Below are 18,040 nucleotides of genomic sequence, written 5' to 3'. Positions count from 1 at the left end.
TGTGGGCTAATGCTGTGGCCGAGTCTAACCGCAGACACGGCCAAGGTGATCGTCCGTTGAGACTAGGGCTGACGGACGTTCAATCCGGGAATTTCAACCGTACCCGGGCGCCGGTTGGACGGCTCTGGCAGGCCAGCGTCCAGCCTTCGGCCAACTCTTTGTGACTGAGCACATCGTTGCGTGCCAACTGAATCTCACCTTCCTGGACGACGCACATGCAGGCCCCGCAAAAACCTTCTTCGCAAGAAGAGGGCACGTCCAGGCCTGCCGCTTTGCAGCTTTGCAGAAGGGTGTCGCCGGGGCGGCAGGCAATCTCGTGCGGTTGACCATCGAGCTCGACAATCAACGCCTCGCACAGTGATCCGAGGGCCGCGGCCCGTGCCAGGGTTGCTTCAGCGAGTAGTTCGTCGGGATCCGGAGGCGAGGCGAAGCGCTCGACGTGGATGCGTTCGGCGGCTTCGCCCTGTTCCAGCAGCGTGCGCTCCACGGTGTCCATGAACGGCCCCGGTCCGCAGATAAAGTAGTCTCCGCCAGCCGAACCGCGCAGCAGATGACGCACCTGAGCCTCGGTCAGGAAACCCTGAACCGTGTCGAGGACGTGCACCACGTGCAGTTGATCAGGATGCGCCTTGATCAACTGACACAACTCATCCTTGAAAATCACCGAGGCTTCATCACGGTTGGCGTAGATCAATTTGATCGGCCGCTGGCTGCTGCGCAGCGTCGACTTGAGTATGGAAAACACCGGAGTGATGCCCGATCCGCCACCGAACAGCACCAACGGCCTGGAGTCGGCGCCTGGCTGATGCTCGTCCAGACAGAAATGTCCGGCTGGCGGCAACACCTCCAGCCAGTCACCGACCTGCACCTCGTTCATCCAGTTCGACACCCGGCCGCCCTCGACCCGTTTGACCGTGACCTTGGGCAGCGCATCCGACAGCGGCGAGCTGGCCATGGAGTAACAGCGGGTCAACAGCTTGCCGGCGCAAGGCACGCGAAAACTCAGGAACTGGCCCGGTTTGTAACGAAAGCGCTCACGCAAGGTTGGCGGTATATCCAGCACCAGCGAGCGCGCATCAAAGGTCTCGTCGATCACCGCGCACACTTGCAATGAGTAGCTTCCCGTCGCGGGTTCGGCCGGTGTCAGGTTCTGCTGTTGCGTGCCCATGTTCACCTCGGCCTCAGAGCCCGCTGATCAATTGGGCGTTGTCGACGCGGATCTCGGCACCGTTGACGAAACGTGACTCGTCAGTGGCGAGGAACAGCACCACATTGGCAATGTCCCGGGGCGCGCACATGCGGTTCATCGGGTCTTGGTCGAGGGCTTCCTGAGGGATCGGCTGACCGCCGGTCAAGGCCTGGGTCATCGGCGTGTTGACGCCATCCGGGTGCACGCTGTTGCAGCGAATGCGGTAGCCCTGTTGCTTGCAGTGCAAGGCAATCGAGCGAGTCATTGCCGCCACCGCGCCTTTGGACGCCGAGTAGGCACAGAACATTGGCATTGCGCCGAGGGCCGCGACCGACGACATATTGATGATCGAGCCGCCGCCGGTTTCCTTCATGGCCTGGACCGCGTATTTGCAGCCGAGAAAGTACCCGTCTCCATTGATTTTCTGCACCTTCTGCCACAGTTCCAGCGTGGTGTCTTCGATGCTGCCCAAGGCCAGAATCGCAGCGTTGTTCACCAGTACGTCGAGGCGCCCGAAGTGTTCCAGGGTGGTTTTGATCACCTGTTGCCAGTCGCTTTCGCTGGCAATGTCGTGGCGAATGAACAGCGCATTGCTGCCGATTTCTGCGGCGACCTGGCGTCCGGCTTCTTCGTTGAGATCGGTCAGCACGACTTTGGCGCCTTCACGGGCCAGCAGCAGGGCGTCTTCGCGACCGATGCCGCTGGCGGCGCCGGTGATGATGCAGACTTTGCCTTCTACACGTTGCATTGTTGTTCTCCTGAGCGTGTGGTTTGAAGTGCGACTTGATCGGCCAGATGGGCAGCGGCCCGGCGACCTGAATAGATACAATCGGCCAGCGACAGGCCGGAGACATAAAGGTTGGAAGCGACCCCGACGGCATTGCGGCCGGCGCTGTAAAGGCCTCGGATCGGCTGACCTGCGTGGTCCAGCACCTGACCGCTGTGCTCGCAGACTTTCAGCCCGCCAAGGGTGATGACAGGGCAGGGAAACAGGCGGCTGGCGAATGACAGATCGAGGGCGTACCACGGTCCCTGGTCAATGTCGGCGAGCATGGCTTGCGACTTGCCGAACGTATCAACGACTTCGCCCCGCGCGGCGCGGCTATAGGTTTCTACGCTCTGTCGCAGGGCCTCGACGGGCAATCCGCAACGCTTGGCCAGCCTCGTCATGCTGTTGCTGCGCCGGGCGTTGAACAGCAAATTGAGCAGCACCGGCAGGCGCTGGAATTGCCAGACCTTGCCCGGTCCGACCTGACGCAACGCCTCGCGCACCAGCGCCCGATTGAGAATCAGAATGGCGCGGCCGTCCTGCTCTTCGACCATCGCGTGGCCGAGGGTCGCACCGTAGATTTCTTCGTTGGTGTAACGCTGCCCCCGAGCATTGACGATCAGCCCTCGGGCCCAGGCCAGTGGTGGATTGATAAAACGCCAGGCGCTGACCTTGTCCATCCGCGCCACGCTGCAACCGGCACTCTGGCCGAGGGCGATTCCGCTGCCGTTACAGCCTGTGGTCCCCAGCGGCAAACCGGCCAGATACTGCGGCGCATGCTGGCGGACCCACCCGCGATTGAAGATAAAACCGCCGCTGCTCAGCAACACACCCTGTTCGGCGCGAATCAGCTGGCGTTCGGCACTGGTTTGTTCGAGGCGTCGCAAGCGAGCGCGCAAACGGTCGGCCAATGCCGGGACGTACATGTGGATGGCGCTGGCCCAGCGCGAAAGCCGGGCATGTTGACGGGCTGCGCGACTACCGGGCGGCAGGTGCCAGGCTTCGACCCCCAACACGTGATCGCTGGTGTCGAGCACCAGCCGCCGCACTTCGCACTGGCTGCGCAGGCGCACACCGTGACGCAAGGCGCTGGCCTTGAGCGGGGCGAACAGGCTGGCGCCGGACATGCCGGGGCCTTTGGTGCGGTGACCGCGAGGTGCCGGTTTGGCAATGGCGGCATAGGCCGGCACGGCTTCGTTGCCGGAGTAATAAAGGTAGTACTGATCGCTCGGGTACGAAGTTTTATGCGGCGGCACGCTGGATTCGAACTCGACACCCTGACGCTCAAGCCACGCCAGTTGCTCACAACTGCCTTCGCAGAAGTCCCGCAAAGTCTGGCTGCTGACAGCCTCGCCGACTTCCTGGCGCAGGTAGTTGAACATCGCTTCGCTGCTGTCTTCATAGCCGGCCTGGCGCTGATACGGCGTGCCGCCACCGGCATACACTACTCCGCCACTAAGCGCGGTGGCACCGCCACCTTCAAAGCGGTCCAGCGCTAGCACCGCCAATCCGCGACTGGCCGCTTCGATGGCGGCACAGGCGCCGGCGCCGCCAAAACCGACCACCAGCAAGTCGCAGCGATCATCCCAGTTCAGCTGGTCGGCGCTGCTCACTCGCAACGCCGTCAACCCGTTCAGGCTGTCCATTTTTCGGGCCTCAGCCGGCGACAGCGAAGGAGGGTACGGGTTTCGCGGTGGTGGTGTAGGTGCCGTCGAGGTAGACCAGCGGGGTGATCGCTTCACTGGTGTGGATTTGCAGGATGCGCCCGATGAATACGGTGTGGGTGCCGTAGCTGAAATGGCCGTCTTGCCGGCAGAGGATTGCCGATTGGGCGTCTCCCAGATAGGGAATGCCGCCGGCACTGGTCAGCCAGTTGCCACGGTCGAATCGTGCTTCGCCTTTGATCGCGCCGCTGCACAGGTGGGCGAGGTCTTGTTGTTCGACGCCGAGGATGTTGACGCAGAAGTCTGCGCCGGTCGCCAGTGCGGCATGAGGGGAGGCGGTTTTGTTGATGCAGATGAGTAGCGAGGGTGGTTCGGTACTGAGGGAGTCGACGGCCGTGGCGGCCATGGCGAAGCGCTCGGAGCCGTTACTGGTGCTGATTATGGTGACTGACTTGGCCAGGCGGCGCATGGCCTGGAGCATGTCGGCTTTCAAATTGATGTCGTTCATCGCACTAGCCCTTTCGTTGTGCATGGAGTGCGATGGATTCTTGCTCCGACGCCCCGCCGTAACATCGTCCGAGGGGACTAGGCCTTGGCGGCCTTTGGGCCGACCAGGTTCTTGTTGGTTGAGTACATATCCATTTCTTCGGTGATGGCGGCTGGCGGTTTCGCCCTTACGGCGACTCACTTTTTTTACAAACGCCTAAAAAAAGTAAGCAAAAAAACGCTCGCCCCAAGCGTCCGGCCCCTCGCTTAGGCTCGGCGTTCCTTCGTTCCGGTATCCATCCGGGGACACTGCCCTCCGGTCTGCTTCGCGACGACCTACATGCAGCGTGTTCGACTGCGTCGAACGGCGCTGCGCGCCACTCCCCGGATGAACACCTCCACTCAGCCTCCCGAAGGGGCGGGTGGATCAAGATCACACGCTGCAGGCGAGCTAACGCTCGGCCTGTTGAGTGGTGAAGGGCGAAAGGCGAACACCGCCCCCCTGTGGGAGCGGGCTTGCTCGCGAAGGCGGCCTGACAGCCGACCAATCTCTTGCAGATGCCCACCATTCCCCTGTGGGAGCGAGCTTGCTCGCGATGGCGGTCTGTCAGCCGACTGATTACTCGCAGGTGTACACCATTCCCCTGTGGGAGCGAGCCTGCTCGCGATGGCGGTCTGTCAGCCGACTGATTACTCGCAGGTGTACACCATTCCCCTGTGGGAGCGAGCTTGCTCGCGATGGCGGTCTGTCAGCCGACTGATTACTCGCAGGTGTACACCATTCCCCTGTGGGAGCGAGCCTGCTCGCGATGGCGGCCTATCTACCAACCAATCTCCCAAGCTTGACTCAACGCCAGCAGGAGTCACCGGAGACCGCAATCTTTCACCCTTCTCTTAGGCACATGGTCCGTTTGAGGGATGCCCACCGCCGCACGCATTGCTTGAATGCCGCTGTGGAGGCGAGCACCACCGGTGCTGCATCCGCCCCGCTGCACGCGCGCCCCGGCGGATGGGGTGAACAGAGGAGAACAATAAAAATGCTCAACCAAGACCTGATTCGCCAGCGTCTGAGCCAACGTGCCCGCGAGCTGGTGCCGATCTTGCGTGAACGCGCCCTGAACGCCGCGCAAGCCGGCCAGCTGCCTGAAGAAACGCTGAAGGATTTCCACGACGCCGGGTTCTTTCGCATCCTTCAGCCATCGCGCTGGGAAGGCTATGAACTCGAACCCAAGGATTTCTTCGAGGTGCAGATGACCCTCGCCGAAGGCTGCATGTCCTCGGCCTGGGTGCTGGGGGTGGTGGCGATCCATAACTGGCAACTGGCGCTGTTCGATGACCGTGCGGCACAGGATGTCTGGGGCGCCGACTCCAGTGTGCTGATCTCTTCTTCCTATATGCCGGTGGGCAAGGTCGAGCGGGTCGAGAATGGTTTCAAGCTGAGCGGGCGCTGGGGGTTTTCTTCTGGCAGCAAGCATTGCGACTGGGTGTTCCTGGGGGCGTTGGTGCCACCGGAGGAGGCGGGCGGGGCGCCGGATTACCGGACTTTCCTGGTACCGCGCAGCGATTACCAGATTCTCGACAACTGGAATGTCATGGGCCTGGAAGCCACCGGCTCCCACGACATCCTGGTGGAGAACGCCTTCGTTCCGGAGTACCGCACTCATCGCGCGTTCGACGGTTTCATGCAGGACAGTCCGGGTAACGCAGTGAACACCGCGCCGCTGTTCCGCCTGCCATTCGGGCAGATTTTTGTGCGGGCTGTGTCGTCCTCGGCCATTGGTGCCCTGCAGGGCGCGGTGGATCAGTTTGTCGAGCACAATCGCGCGCGGGTCGGGGTCAACGACGGTCGCAAAATGGTCCAGGACCCGGCCGCGCAGTCCGCGCTGGCCAACGCCATGGTCTGCGTTGACGAGTGCAAAACCGTCCTGCTGCGCAACTTCGCTCTGATGTTGCAACGGGCACAAGGCGCGGAGCCATTGAGCATGCCCGAGCGGGTGAAGATGCGTTACGACTCGGCGCTGGTGGCCGACAAGTGCGCCAAAGCGGTTGCCGACCTGATGTTCAACAGCGGCGCCTCGACCATCTTCCGCAGCCACACGATCAACCGGGCATTCCGCGACATTCACACCGGCCGCGCGCACGTCGCGAATAACCCGGCCAAGTACGCCTGGAATCTCGGCGGGGTCAGCATGGGCCAGGACAGCAACGACTTTTTTCTCTGACTTTTTCCTTTGAATCAGCTAGTCCGTTTGCGTGATTCGAGCGCCCCGCCGATGCCCGAGCATGGGGGCAAGGCACAGGTCTCTGGCGCCGACTGCGCATCCAATAAACACAAGGATCAACCATGAAATTTTCACTGATTTACGAAGCCCAGACGGTGGACTCCAGCCGCGAAGGCGACCGCCGGATTTTCGAAGACACCGTCGAGCAGGCCGTGTTGGCCGACAAACTCGGCTTCGATACCTTCTGGTGCGTGGAGCACACGGCGCTGAGCAACTACTCGCACATGTCCGCGCCGGAAACCATGCTGGCCTTCGTCGCCGGCAAAACCGAACGCATCGGCATCGGCCACGGCGTAGTCTGCCTGCCACCGGCGATGAACCACCCGGTGAAAGTCGCGGAACGCATAGCGACCCTCGACCTGTTGTCCAAGGGCCGGGTGCATTTTGGCGTCGGCAAGGGTGGCACCCAGCAGGAGGCCGGCACCTTCGGCTACGACCTGGCCACGTTGCAGCCGCAGATCGACGAAATGATGTACCTGATCCCGAAAATGTTCGTGCAGGACGAAATCGAACACAACGGCGACTTCGTACAGATCCCGAAACGGCCGATACATCCCAAGCCTTATCAAGACCCGCACCCGCCGATGTACCTGGCTTGTACCAACACCGAGTCGCTGAAAAACGCCGGCGGTCGCGGCATGGGTGCACTGGTGCTGGGCTTCGGTGGCCCGGAAGAAATCGCCAAGAAAGTCGAGGTCTACCATGAAGCCTGGGACAACCGCGATGAGAAGAAACAAGTGGGTTTCCGTCCCAACCGGCACATCGCAGCCCTGTGCCCGGCCATCGTGTTGGAAAACAACGAAGAGGCGCGCCGCATCGGCATCCGTGGCCAGCGCTACTTCATGGAATCGTTGGGCTACTGGTACGGAGGTGGCGAGCGCCCGGACCCGGAGAAGTGGAAGGACGACACCTTCGTCGATGGCAACGGCCAGAGCGTGATCAAGTCGCGCTTCGCCTCGGAAGAAGTCAGCGTTGATTTCTCCGACCCGACCATGGCGATGATGAACCCCAACCACGCCTACGGCACCGTCGAGGATTGCATCGGTTACGTGCAGCGCCTGATCGATGCCGGCGCCGACGAAATCCTGTTCATCTGCCAGATGGGCACCGTGCCGCAATGGGCGCAACTGGAGACCCTGCGCAACATTGGCGAGAAAGTGATCCCGCATTTCCGCAAGGCTTAAAACCCGACACGCAAGGCGTGAACACCACATCACCCCTGTGGGAGCGAGCTTGCTCCGGGCGGCGTTCCGACGATAGCGGTCTTACATTCAACATCAATGTTGACTGGTGTGGCCCCATCGTCGGAACGCCGCCCGGAGCAAGCTCGCTCCCACAGTTTTTTTATGCGCTCACCCCGTCATTTCCGCTAGTCCCATTGGACGATGTTGCCCCCGCGCAAACCCGTTTGAATAGCCCTACATAAAGTCTCCCCCGGCAGCCGCCGATGGGCGGCTCGGCCTGAAAAACGAGGAGTGCATCCATGGATATCCGTGGTCTGGGTTACGTCACCCTGTTATCCAGCGACCTGGCGCAATGGCGTCAGTACGCAAACCAGGTGCTGGGCATGATGGTGGCCGGCAGCGATGACGATGAGCGGCTGTACCTGAAAATGGACGAGCGCCATTACCGCATTCTGGTGGAGAAAAGTACTGAGAACGGCTTCGGTGCGTGCGGCTGGGAAGTACCTGGCAAAGCGGCGCTTGAATACGCTGTCAGCGTTCTGGAACAAGCCGATGTGCAAGTCACCCGCGGCACCGTGGCCCAGGCCGAGGTTCGCAAGGTCCAGGAACTGGTGCACTTCAGCGACCCGGATGGCAACCGCCACGAATTGTTCTGGGGCCCGTTGCAGGACTTCGCACGCTTCGTCTCGCCGGTCGGGGTCAAGGGTTTTGTCACCAACGAATTGGGCATGGGCCACGTGGTACTGCCGGCACCGAGCTTCGAACGTTGCCGGGATTTCTACGAGCAAGTGCTCGGTTTCGGTCTGTCCGACCTGATGAAAGTCCGCTTCACCCCGGACCCGGCCGAGCCGCAAAAGCGCATCCACTTCCTGCACTGCAATAACGGTCGGCATCACTCGCTGGCGATCTTCGAGTGCCCGATGCCCCACGGCTGCGTGCACATGATGGTCGAGGTCAACGCGCTGGACGAAGTCGGTCGAGCGCTGGACCGGGTGCACGCCAACGGCGTGAAGCTGTCGGCCACCCTCGGTCAGCACACCAACGATCAGATGATCTCGTTCTACATCAAGACGCCATCCGGGTTTGATCTGGAGTACGGCTGCGATGGCCTGGTGGTGGATTGGGATCGCCACACGCCTTTTGAAAGCACCGTGGTCAGCCACTGGGGCCACGACTTCAGTGTCGGTCGCCAATGAGGACGATGACGATGGACAAGCGAATGACCACGGCCGAGATGGTCGGCCAACTGCGTGACGGCATGACCATCGGTATCGGTGGCTGGGGGCCGCGGCGCAAACCCATGGCGTTGGTGCGGGAGATTTTGCGCTCGGACCTCAAGGACCTCACCGTGGTCGCCTACGGTGGTGCGGATGTTGGCATGCTCTGCGCGGCCGGCAAGATCAAGAAGCTGGTGTTCGCCTTTGTTTCCCTGGATTTCATTCCACTGGAACCGTACTTCCGCAAGGCACGCCAGGAGGCGGCGCTGGAGGTGATGGAAATCGACGAAGGCATGCTCCTGCTCGGTCTGCGGGCCGCAGCGATGAATGTGCCATTTATTCCGACGGCAGTAGGCCTGGGCACCGATGTGCTGCGGCACAACCGGCAGATCAAGTTGATTGCCTCGCCCTATGCCGATGGTAAGGACTGGGTCGCGATGCCAGCGCTCAAACTCGATGCGGCGCTGATTCACGTCGACCGTGCCGATACGCGTGGTGTCTGCCAGATCAGCGGCCCCGATCACTACATGGACGACCTGTTCGTACGTGCCGCGACCCGCAGCTACGTGACCTGCGACGAACTGGTGGACAGCGAGTATTTCCACGCCGATGCCGGGCACGCGCATCAAGTGTTCTGGGAACGCAACCTGACCACCGCCGTGGCCCACGTGCCGGGCGGTGCGCATCCGTCTTCCTGCGCGCCGCTGTACGGTTTCGACGTGGCGCACTTCAAGGCTTACAACGCTTCGGCCCAAGCCGTCGATGGCTGGCAGGACTATGTCCGCAACTACGTCGACTGCACCCACGAACAGTATCTGGACAAGGTCGGCGGCCTGGCTGCAATCCGCCAACTGCCGTTGCCGATTTTTTAAGGGAGCCTTGCGATGAGCACTACCACTTACAGCCTCGCCGAACTGATGATCTGCGCCGCCTCCGAAGCCTGGCGCGACGATGGCGAGGTTCTGGCCAGCGGCATCGGCGTGATCCCGCGCCTGGCCGCCTCATTGAGCATGCTCGGCAGCAATCCGCAGCTGCTGATGACCGATTCCGAAGCCTACATGGTCGCCGAGCCGGTGCCGCTCGGCGCGCGCAACGGCTACCAGCCCAAGCGCGACAGCTGGATGGGTTTTTCGCGGATTTTCGACAACGTGTGGGGCGGCAAGCGCCATGCGCTGGTCGGCCCGACTCAGATCGACCGCTTCGGCCAGGCCAACATTTCGTGCATCGGTGACTACGCCAAGCCCAAGGCGCAAATGCTCGGCGTGCGCGGTTTTCCCGGCAACTCCATCAGCCACGCCAACTCATTTTGCGTGCCCGGCCACAACCGTCGGGTGTTCGTCGAAGGCGAGGTCGATATGGTCGCCTCGGTCGGCTACAACCCGGCGCGTCTGGCGCGCGGCTGGTCGCTGGACGACATCGATATCCGCCTGATCATCACTGACCTCTGCGTCCTGGATTTCCAGGGACCACAGCGGCAAATGCGCATTCGCTCGCTGCACCCCGGCGTGACGGTGGCCGAGGTTCAGGACAACACCGGATTTGCCCTGCATGTACCGCACGACTGCCCGACCACGGCTGCCCCGACCGTCGAGCAATTGCAGCTGATCCAGCGCCTGGACCCGCACAACCTGCGTGCCAGCCAGCTCAAAGACAACCCGCCAGGCCAACGCTGAGCGCCCCCGTTTCGGAGAAAAGTGATGGCTGAACATAACGACAAGAACGAGGCCGACGTGGTGCTTTACGAGGTGCGTGGAGCGGTGGCCCTGGTCACCATGAATCGCCCCGAGTACCACAACGCGCAGAACTCGCAGATGACCTACGCGCTGGACGCGGCGTTCCGCCGGGCCTGCGCTGACGATGAGGTGAAAGTCATCGTACTGCGTGGTGCCGGCAAGCATTTCTCCGCGGGGCATGACATCGGCACGCCGGGCCGCGACATCGATCAGTCCTTCGACCGTGCCAGCCTGTGGTACGACCACGTGAACAAGCCGGGCGGCGAGTTTCTCTACGCCCGGGAGCAGGAAGTCTATCTGGGCATGTGCCGCCGCTGGCGCGAAATGCCCAAGCCAACCATCGCCATGGTTCAGGGGGCGTGCATCGCGGGCGGGCTGATGCTGGCTTGGGTCTGCGACCTGATCGTCGCCAGTGAGGATTCTTACTTCGCGGATCCGGTGGTGCGAATGGGCATTCCCGGCGTCGAGTACTTCGCCCATGTGCATGAGTTGAACTCGCGAATCGCCAAGGAGTTTTTGTTCCTCGGCGAGCGCATGCCGGCGGCGCGCGCCTATCAAATGGGCATGCTCAACCGGGTAGTGGCCCGCGATGAACTGGAACAGCAAACCCTCGACATCGCCGGACGCATCGCGCAGATGCCGCGCCTCGGTCTGCAATTGAGCAAGCAGGCAGTCAACAACGCCGAAGACTTGATGGGCAAGCGCGCGACCATGGACATGGTCTTCGGCCTGCACCACTTCGCCCATGCGCACAATGAACTGGTGTCAGGTGACCGACTCGGCGGATATGACGCCAAGGCCATGGCCAGTTCGCAACGCACTTCGGGCGGAGCGTGAGCATGGCGATCTCTTTGAATACCCGTCTGACCGAATTACTGGGCTGTCGCTATCCGATCATCCAGACCGCGATGGGCTGGGTTGCCGATCCGAAACTGGTGGCGGCCACGGGCAATGCCGGTGGCTTCGGCTTTCTCGCCGGGGCGACCATCGAGCCTCAGCGGATGGAGGCAGCGATCCTCGAAACCCGGCGTCTGACCGGTCAGCCTTTCGGGGTCAATTTCCATATGTACCAGGCCAACGCCGCAGAGATCGTCGAGCTGGTGCTGCGCCACAACGTCAGGGCAGTCAGCTACAGCCGCTCGCCCGGCAAGCAAATGATTAGCCGTCTGAAGGACGCCGGTGTGGTGTGCATCCCCACCGTTGGAGCACTCAAGCACGCGCAGAAAGCCGTGGAAATGGGCGCCGATGCGGTCACCGTACAGGGCGGCGAGGGCGGCGGGCATACCGGCTCGGTGCCCACTTCGTTGCTGCTCGATCAAGTCGTCAACGCAGTCTCGGTGCCAGTGGTAGCCGCCGGTGGTTTCAAGGACGGTAAAGGCCTGGTCTCGGCCCTGGCCTATGGCGCCGAAGGCATCGCCATGGGCACGCGCTTTCTGATGTGCGCCGACAGTCCGGTGCCGCAGGCGACCCTGTCGCGTTACCTCGCGGTCAAGGACCCGGCGGCGATCATCATCAGTCGCGCCATCGACGGTATGCCGCAACGGATGATTCGCAACGAATTGCTCAACCAGCTTGAAGCGAGTGGTGGTCTCAAACGCTTGTTGTTGGCGGTCCGCAGTGGCCTGGCTTACCGCCGCCACAGTGGCATGAGCCTGACGCAACTGCTCGGCAGTGTTTTGAAAATGCGCGGCAGCGGTGAGCTGACGGCCGCCCAAAGCATCATGGCCGCCAACGCGCCGATGGTGATTCAGAAAGCGATGGTCGACGGGTTACCCGCCGAAGGTGTACTGCCCGCCGGCCAGATCGCCGCGTCTATCGACAGCTTGCCCAGCTGCGCCCAATTGATTGAGCAGATCGTCCGTGACGCCGAATTGCGTCTGGACGCGCTGTGCCGCCGTGTGTCGTGAAGGGGAAAGGCATGAAACCATTTAGCGTCAGTATCGATAACGGCATTGCCGAACTGGTGTTCAACCAGCCACCGGTCAACGCCTTCAATTGCCAGGGCTGGGCCGATATCGCCAGCGAGATCGAAGGCCTCGGTCGCGACGCCAGCGTGCGGGTGATCGTGATTCGCGCCCAAGGGCGCGGCTTCTGCGCCGGGGTCGACATCAAGGAACTGGCCGCCGACGGCAACCTGATCGTGGCAGTGAACAAAGGCAACTACGACAGCTTCAAGGCGATCCACCGCAACCCGAAACCGGTGATCGTTGCCGTACACGGCTTCGTCCTCGGCGGCGGCATCGGCATCTGCGGTGCGGCCGACATTCTGGTGGCCTCCGAGTGCGCCAGTTTCGGCGTACCTGAGGTCGATCGCGGTGCCATGGGTGGCGGTGCGCATTTGCAGCGGTTGTTCCCGGTGCAGAAGGTCCGTCACATGTACTTCACCGGCGAGATGATCGACGCCGCCGAGGCCTGGCGCCTGGGTGCGGTCGAGCGTGTGGTCAAGCGCGAGGACTTGCGTGAGGCCGCGTTGCAGATCGCCCGCACCATCGCCGCCAAGAGTCCGGCCATGATCAGCCTCGCCAAGGAAGCGCTGAGCGGTATCGAAGACGGCAATCTGGAAGACAAATATCGCTGGGAGCAGGGCTTCACGCTCGAGGCCTATCGCTCACTGGACTCACAGGAAGCACGCGACTCGTTCGTCGAGAAGCGCGATGCCCACTTCAACGGCTGAAGGCACTCTCATGGACCTGACATACACCCCGGCCCAGCAGGCCTTTCGCGCCGAGGCGCGGACCTGGCTGGCGGCCAATGTACCCCGTGAACCGCTGCAATCATTCGACACCGAGCAAGGCTTTGCTGAGCACCGTGCCTGGGAAAACCGGCTTAACGACGGTCGTTGGGGCATGGTCACCTGGCCGACCGATCTCGGTGGGCGCGGTTGCGACTTGATCGAGTGGTTGATCTTCGAGGAGGAGTACTACCGCTCTGGCGCGCCTGCACGGGTTAACCAGAACGGCATCTTCCTGCTCGGCCCGACGCTGATGGAATATGGCAGCGACGAACAGAAAGCGCGCTTTTTGCCACGAATGGCCACCGGTGAAGATATCTGGGCCCAGGCCTGGTCCGAGCCAGGCGCCGGCTCCGACATGGCGGCGATCCGCTCGCGCGCCGAACGGGTCGGCGACCATTACGTGATCAACGGCCAGAAAACCTGGTCGACTCGCGCCGTGTGGGCTGACTGGGTATTCGGCATTTTCCGCACCGACCCTCATTCGCAGCGCCATCAGGGCCTGACGTTTATTCTGCTGCCGCTCGACAGTCCGGGAATCACGGTACGGCCGATTCCTCAGCTCAATGGCTTGCCCGGGTTCGCCGAGATTTTCTTCGACGACGTCAAGGTTCCAGTGGAAAACGCGCTGGGCGGCGAGGGGATGGGTTGGCATGTGGCGATGTCCACCGCCGGATTCGAGCGCGGTTTGCTGCTGCGTTCACCCGCACGTTTTCAGGAAACCGCTCGGCGACTGGTGCAGCTGTACCTGGCCAACCGCGAGCAGGCTGATCGTGATCCGGCCATTGGCGAGTCGGTGATGCGCGCCTGGCTGGACGCCGAGGCTTACACCCTGAGCACCTACATGACCGCCTCGAAACTGGTGCAGGGCGGCAAGATCGGACCGGAGTCTTCGACCAACAAAATCTTCTGGTCGGAACTCGATCAGCGCATGCACGACACCGCCATGAGCATTCTCGGCTCGCGTGGCGAGCTGCTGCCCGAAGCACCTGCTGCGGGCGACGTCGGCCATTGGCTGGAAGGTTTTCTGTTTGCCCAGGCCGGACCGATCTATGCCGGCACCAACGAGATCCAGCGCAACATCATTGCCGAACGCATGCTCGGCATGCCGCGTGCCTGAGGAATAGACCATGGATTTTAGTTTCAGCCGCGACCAGTTGTTGTTCCAGGACAACGTCAGGAGTTTTCTGATCAACGAGGTCACCCCGGAGCGCATTCGCGAAATGTGGCTCAGCGACAGCGGGCGCAGCGATCAGCTCTGGGCCCAATTGGTGGAGCTGGGCCTGACTGCGCTGACCGTTCCCGAAGAGCAAGACGGGATGGGCATGAATGAGCTGGACTTCATTCTGCTCGCTCAGGAATGTGGTTATGCCGGCCTGCCCGAGCCGCTGGTGGACACGATGCTGATCGGCGTGCCGTTGCTCGCCGCCCTTGATGAAAGCCACGCGGTACTCAAACAGCACTGGCTGGCGCGCGTCGCGCAAGGCCGCGCACGGTTGGCGATTGCCGAGCCAGGTAACCCGCTGGTCAGCGATGCTCATGTCGCCGATTTGCTGTTATTGGCTCATGGCGATGAGGTGCATGCGGTCGAACCTGACGCAGTGCGCTTGACCCGCAATGTGTCGGTCGATCCCAGTCGCCAGCTGTTTCAGGTCGACTGGACGCCAACGTCCGCCACCTGCGTGGCCGCTGGCGAACAGGGCCGGCGCTTGTGGGCCGCCGCGTTTAATCGTGGCGCGCTGGGCTGTGCCGCGCAAATGCTGGGGCTGGCCAAACGCATGGTCGACCTCGCGGTGGATTACACCTTTGAACGCAAACAGTTCGGCAAACCGGTAGGTTCGTTTCAGGCGGTCAAGCATTTGATGGCCAACGTCGCGGTGCAGATCGAGTTCGCCAAAGGGCCGCTGTATCGCGCCGCCTATGCACTGGCCGAGCAGCAACCGGGGCAAGACGTGCTGGTGTCCCATGCCAAGTTGGCAACTTCGGAAGCCGCCATGCTCGCCGCGAAAAACACCATTCAGGCCCATGGCGCCATGGGTTACACCTGGGAAGTCGACCTGCATTTGTTCATGAAACGTGCCTGGGCACTGGACAAAGTCTGGGGTGATCGCGGCCATCATAAAGGGCGGATCCGCACGGCTTTGTTCTACGGCAAGCCGTGCTCCTACACTGACTGCGAGGTACACCATGCCTGAAGCCTATATTGTCGACGCCCTGCGTACACCCATCGGGCGGCGCAAGGGTGGTTTGAGCCAGATACATGCAGCCGACCTGGGCGCCCACGTCTTGCGTGCGCTGGTCGAGCGCAATGACATCCCCGATGACGATTACGACGACGTGATCTTCGGCTGTGTCGACACCATCGGTCCGCTGGCCGGAGACATTGCCCGCACCTGTTGGCTGGCTGCCGGCCTGTCGCAGGCGGTACCCGGCACCACCATCGATCGCCAGTGCGGTTCGTCCCAGCAAGCGGTGCACTTTGCCGCCCAAGCGGTGATGAGTGGCACCCAGGATGTGGTCGTCGCTGGCGGCGTGCAAACCATGACCCAAATTCCAATTTCCTCGGCGATGATCGCTGCCGAACCACTGGGCTTCAGTGACCCGTTCAGCGGCTCCGAAGGTTGGGTCCGGCGTTATGGCGCACAACCGCCGACTCAATTCCGTTCGGCGCAGATGATTGCCGAGAAGTGGGGGCTGTCCCGCGAACAACTGGAAGCCTATTCACTGGAGTCCCATCAGCGGGCATTGCGGGCCATCGAGCAAGGGCGTTTCAACCGGGAAATCGTGCCTCTGGCCGGAGTCGTGCACGACGAAACGCCGCGCCACACCAGCCTGGCGAAAATGGCCGAACTGGACGTTCTGTTTGGCTGCGACCGGGTGACCGCGGCAGTGTCCAGCCAGACCTGCGACGCGGCCAGCGCGATGCTGATCGTTTCTGAAACTGCACTCAAACGCTACGGACTGACACCGCGCGCGCGTATCCACCACCTCAGCGTGCGCGCCGAAGACCCGATCTGGATGCTCACCGCTCCAATCCCGGCCACCGCTTATGCACTCAAGCGAGCAGGGATGAAGCTGGAAGACATCGACCTGGTGGAGATCAACGAAGCCTTCGCCTCGGTGGCCATGGCCTGGCTCAAGGAGACGGGTTATCCCCATGAACAGACCAACGTCAACGGCGGGGCGATTGCCCTCGGCCATCCGCTGGGCGCCACTGGCACCCGGTTGATGTGCACGCTGTTGCATGAACTGGAGCGCTGCGGGGGACGCTTCGGCTTGCAGACCATGTGCGAAGGCGGCGGCCAGGCCAACGTGACGATTATCGAACGCTTGTAAGCGATGTATTTGAAGGGAGCAGGAACATGAAAATCTGTGAGAACCGCGTGGTGATCATCACCGGTGCCGGCGGTGGTCTGGGCCGCGCCTACGCGCTGGCCTTCGCCGCCGAGGGCGCTAAAGTGGTGGTCAACGATATCAATCGTGAAGCGGCGCTGGCCGTGGTCGGCGAAATTCTCGGGCAGGGTGGAAGCGCCGTGGCCAACAGCAACGACATCACCCGCTACGACGATGCGGCGTTGATCGTGCGCCAGGCCATCGAAACCTTCGGTGGCCTGGACGTGGTGGTCAACAACGCCGGCATCTGTCGCGACCGCATGTTCGCCAGCCTCACCGAAGCCGACTGGGATGCAGTGGTGGCCGTGCACCTCAAAGGCCACTTCTGTATCGCCAGCCACGCCGCGCGTTACTGGCGCGAGCAGGCCAAGGGTGGTGCGCAGTTGAGCGCGCGGATCATCAACACCAGTTCCGGGGCCGGTTTGCAGGGCTCCATCGGTCAGTCCAACTATGCCGCTGCCAAGGCCGGTATCGCTGCGTTGACGCTGGTGCAGGCGGCTGAACTGGGTCGCTATGGCATAACCGTCAACGCCCTGGCCCCGGCCGCGCGCACTGGAATGACCGAGCAGGTGTTCGCCGATACCATGAAAATACCCGAAGAGGGCTTCGACTACTTCGCTCCGGAAAACGTTGCGCCGCTGGTGGTCTGGCTCGGCTCGCAAGCGTCCAGTGCGGTCAACGGGCAGATGTTCGAAGTCGAGGGCGGCAAGTTGTCGATTGCTGACGGCTGGCGTAGAGGTCCGGAACTGGACAGGCAAGGGCGTTGGGCTGTGGGCGAGGTGGGGCGGGCGGTAGAGCAATTGATGGCCCGGGCGGTGCCCGCGGCGAAAGTGTACGGCAGCTGATTGGGCCGTCCTAAGGGGATCAGGCACTTGGTGCTTGGTGCTTGGTGCTTGGTCCTTGGTCCTGTTTCTCGTTTTGGGGCTGCGCAAAGCTATCCAAAGACTTCGTGATTTCCAATCCCTCTATATAGAAGGATTCGTTTTGCTCTTCTATATAGAAGAAACGGGGTGTTTTCCGGCGTTTTGCAAGTGTTTGATAGAAAAGCGCAATTAAGTGTTGACGGCAGATTCTGGAAGTCTATAATTCGCCCCACTTCCGGCGCAGTCGAAACGGAAAACTCCTTGGTAAACAATGAGTTACGCAGTTTTCGGCAGCGAGTTGCTTCAGGTCATCGAAGCCCAGAAGGAGTTGAAAGAGCGAGGTTGTTTGGCTCTTTTAACGATTCGATCTTCTCGGTCGAAAGCGGTGTAAAAGAGGTGTTGACAGCAGCGACTAACGCTGTAGAATTCGCCTCCCGCTAACGAGAGATCGGAAGCGCAAGTGGTTGAAGTTGCAAAGGAAACTTTGAAAGCTTCGAAAAATAACCGCTTGACAGCAACAGAGGCTGCT

Annotated in this window: 16 protein-coding genes and 1 pseudogene; 12 read left to right on the top strand and 5 right to left on the bottom strand. The window is 61.8% G+C overall.

The genetic code is table 11. The features are described 5' to 3' along the window. Positions 1-79: 79 nt before the first annotated feature. The 4 genes from EAH74_RS14705 to EAH74_RS14690 are packed head-to-tail and all read right to left on the bottom strand — an operon-like array spanning position 80 to position 4,130. Complete coding sequence (locus EAH74_RS14705; RefSeq protein ID WP_140679477.1) at positions 80-1,168, bottom strand: ferredoxin--NADP reductase; 1,089 nt, start codon at positions 1,166-1,168, stop codon at positions 80-82. 13 nt (positions 1,169-1,181) lie between these two features. After that, positions 1,182-1,937 (bottom strand): glucose 1-dehydrogenase, encoded by a 756-nt coding sequence (locus EAH74_RS14700; protein WP_140679475.1) that lies wholly within the window; start codon positions 1,935-1,937, stop codon positions 1,182-1,184. After that, entirely contained in the window at positions 1,925-3,604 is a 1,680-nt protein-coding gene (locus tag EAH74_RS14695) for an FAD-binding protein (RefSeq protein ID WP_140679474.1), read from the bottom strand. Before EAH74_RS14695 ends, EAH74_RS14700 begins: the two co-directional genes overlap by 13 nt. A 10-nt stretch (positions 3,605-3,614) precedes the next feature. Beyond that, complete coding sequence (locus tag EAH74_RS14690) at positions 3,615-4,130, bottom strand: flavin reductase family protein (RefSeq protein WP_046049829.1); 516 nt, start codon at positions 4,128-4,130, stop codon at positions 3,615-3,617. A gap of 1,015 nt (positions 4,131-5,145) precedes the next feature. Between EAH74_RS14690 and EAH74_RS14685 the strand changes: the two genes are divergently transcribed. The 12 genes from EAH74_RS14685 (at position 5,146) to EAH74_RS14630 (ending at position 17,493) form a co-directional block, all read left to right on the top strand. Beyond that, positions 5,146-6,330, top strand: a complete 1,185-nt coding sequence (locus tag EAH74_RS14685) for a flavin-dependent monooxygenase (protein ID WP_140679472.1) — start codon at positions 5,146-5,148, stop codon at positions 6,328-6,330. Positions 6,331-6,452: 122 nt separating this feature from the next. Continuing rightward, positions 6,453-7,574: an LLM class flavin-dependent oxidoreductase gene (locus EAH74_RS14680; RefSeq protein ID WP_140679471.1), complete on the top strand. Its 1,122-nt coding sequence runs from the start codon at positions 6,453-6,455 to the stop codon at positions 7,572-7,574. 299 nt (positions 7,575-7,873) lie between these two features. Next, positions 7,874-8,770, top strand: a complete 897-nt coding sequence (locus EAH74_RS14675; protein ID WP_140679469.1) for a VOC family protein — start codon at positions 7,874-7,876, stop codon at positions 8,768-8,770. A gap of 11 nt (positions 8,771-8,781) precedes the next feature. After that, positions 8,782-9,663, top strand: coding sequence for a CoA transferase subunit A (locus tag EAH74_RS14670; protein ID WP_140679468.1), 882 nt, complete (start codon positions 8,782-8,784; stop codon positions 9,661-9,663). A 12-nt stretch (positions 9,664-9,675) separates the two neighbouring features. Next, on the top strand, positions 9,676-10,464 hold the full coding sequence (locus EAH74_RS14665; RefSeq protein WP_140679466.1) for a CoA-transferase subunit beta: 789 nt from the start codon (positions 9,676-9,678) through the stop codon (positions 10,462-10,464). 24 nt (positions 10,465-10,488) lie between these two features. Further along, a complete protein-coding gene (locus tag EAH74_RS14660; protein ID WP_140679464.1) occupies positions 10,489-11,361 on the top strand; it encodes an enoyl-CoA hydratase in 873 nt (290 codons plus the stop codon). Positions 11,362-11,363: 2 nt separating this feature from the next. Then, on the top strand, positions 11,364-12,431 hold the full coding sequence (locus EAH74_RS14655; protein WP_140679462.1) for an NAD(P)H-dependent flavin oxidoreductase: 1,068 nt from the start codon (positions 11,364-11,366) through the stop codon (positions 12,429-12,431). A gap of 11 nt (positions 12,432-12,442) precedes the next feature. Then, the gene (locus tag EAH74_RS14650) at positions 12,443-13,198 is read left to right on the top strand and encodes an enoyl-CoA hydratase family protein (protein ID WP_140679460.1); all 756 of its coding nucleotides are present in this window, start codon (positions 12,443-12,445) and stop codon (positions 13,196-13,198) included. 10 nt (positions 13,199-13,208) lie between these two features. Next, positions 13,209-14,375: an acyl-CoA dehydrogenase family protein gene (locus tag EAH74_RS14645; protein ID WP_140679458.1), complete on the top strand. Its 1,167-nt coding sequence runs from the start codon at positions 13,209-13,211 to the stop codon at positions 14,373-14,375. A 10-nt stretch (positions 14,376-14,385) separates the two neighbouring features. Then, positions 14,386-15,450, top strand: a complete 1,065-nt coding sequence (locus tag EAH74_RS14640; RefSeq protein ID WP_140679456.1) for an acyl-CoA dehydrogenase family protein — start codon at positions 14,386-14,388, stop codon at positions 15,448-15,450. Further along, positions 15,443-16,591: an acetyl-CoA C-acetyltransferase gene (locus EAH74_RS14635; RefSeq protein ID WP_140679454.1), complete on the top strand. Its 1,149-nt coding sequence runs from the start codon at positions 15,443-15,445 to the stop codon at positions 16,589-16,591. The genes EAH74_RS14640 and EAH74_RS14635 overlap by 8 nt, the downstream gene beginning before the upstream one ends. Before the next feature lie 26 nt (positions 16,592-16,617). Then, on the top strand, positions 16,618-17,493 hold the full coding sequence (locus EAH74_RS14630; protein ID WP_140679452.1) for an SDR family oxidoreductase: 876 nt from the start codon (positions 16,618-16,620) through the stop codon (positions 17,491-17,493). 321 nt (positions 17,494-17,814) lie between these two features. On the opposite strand, the pseudogene EAH74_RS33205 reads toward EAH74_RS14630, so the two are convergent. Then, a pseudogene (locus EAH74_RS33205) lies at positions 17,815-18,040 on the bottom strand (hypothetical protein); the annotation flags it as partial.

It is taken from the genome of Pseudomonas mandelii (genome assembly GCF_006438925.1).
Classification (GTDB): Bacteria; Pseudomonadota; Gammaproteobacteria; order Pseudomonadales; family Pseudomonadaceae; genus Aquipseudomonas; species Aquipseudomonas mandelii_C.
This window is presented reverse-complemented; position numbering and strand designations above follow the sequence as displayed.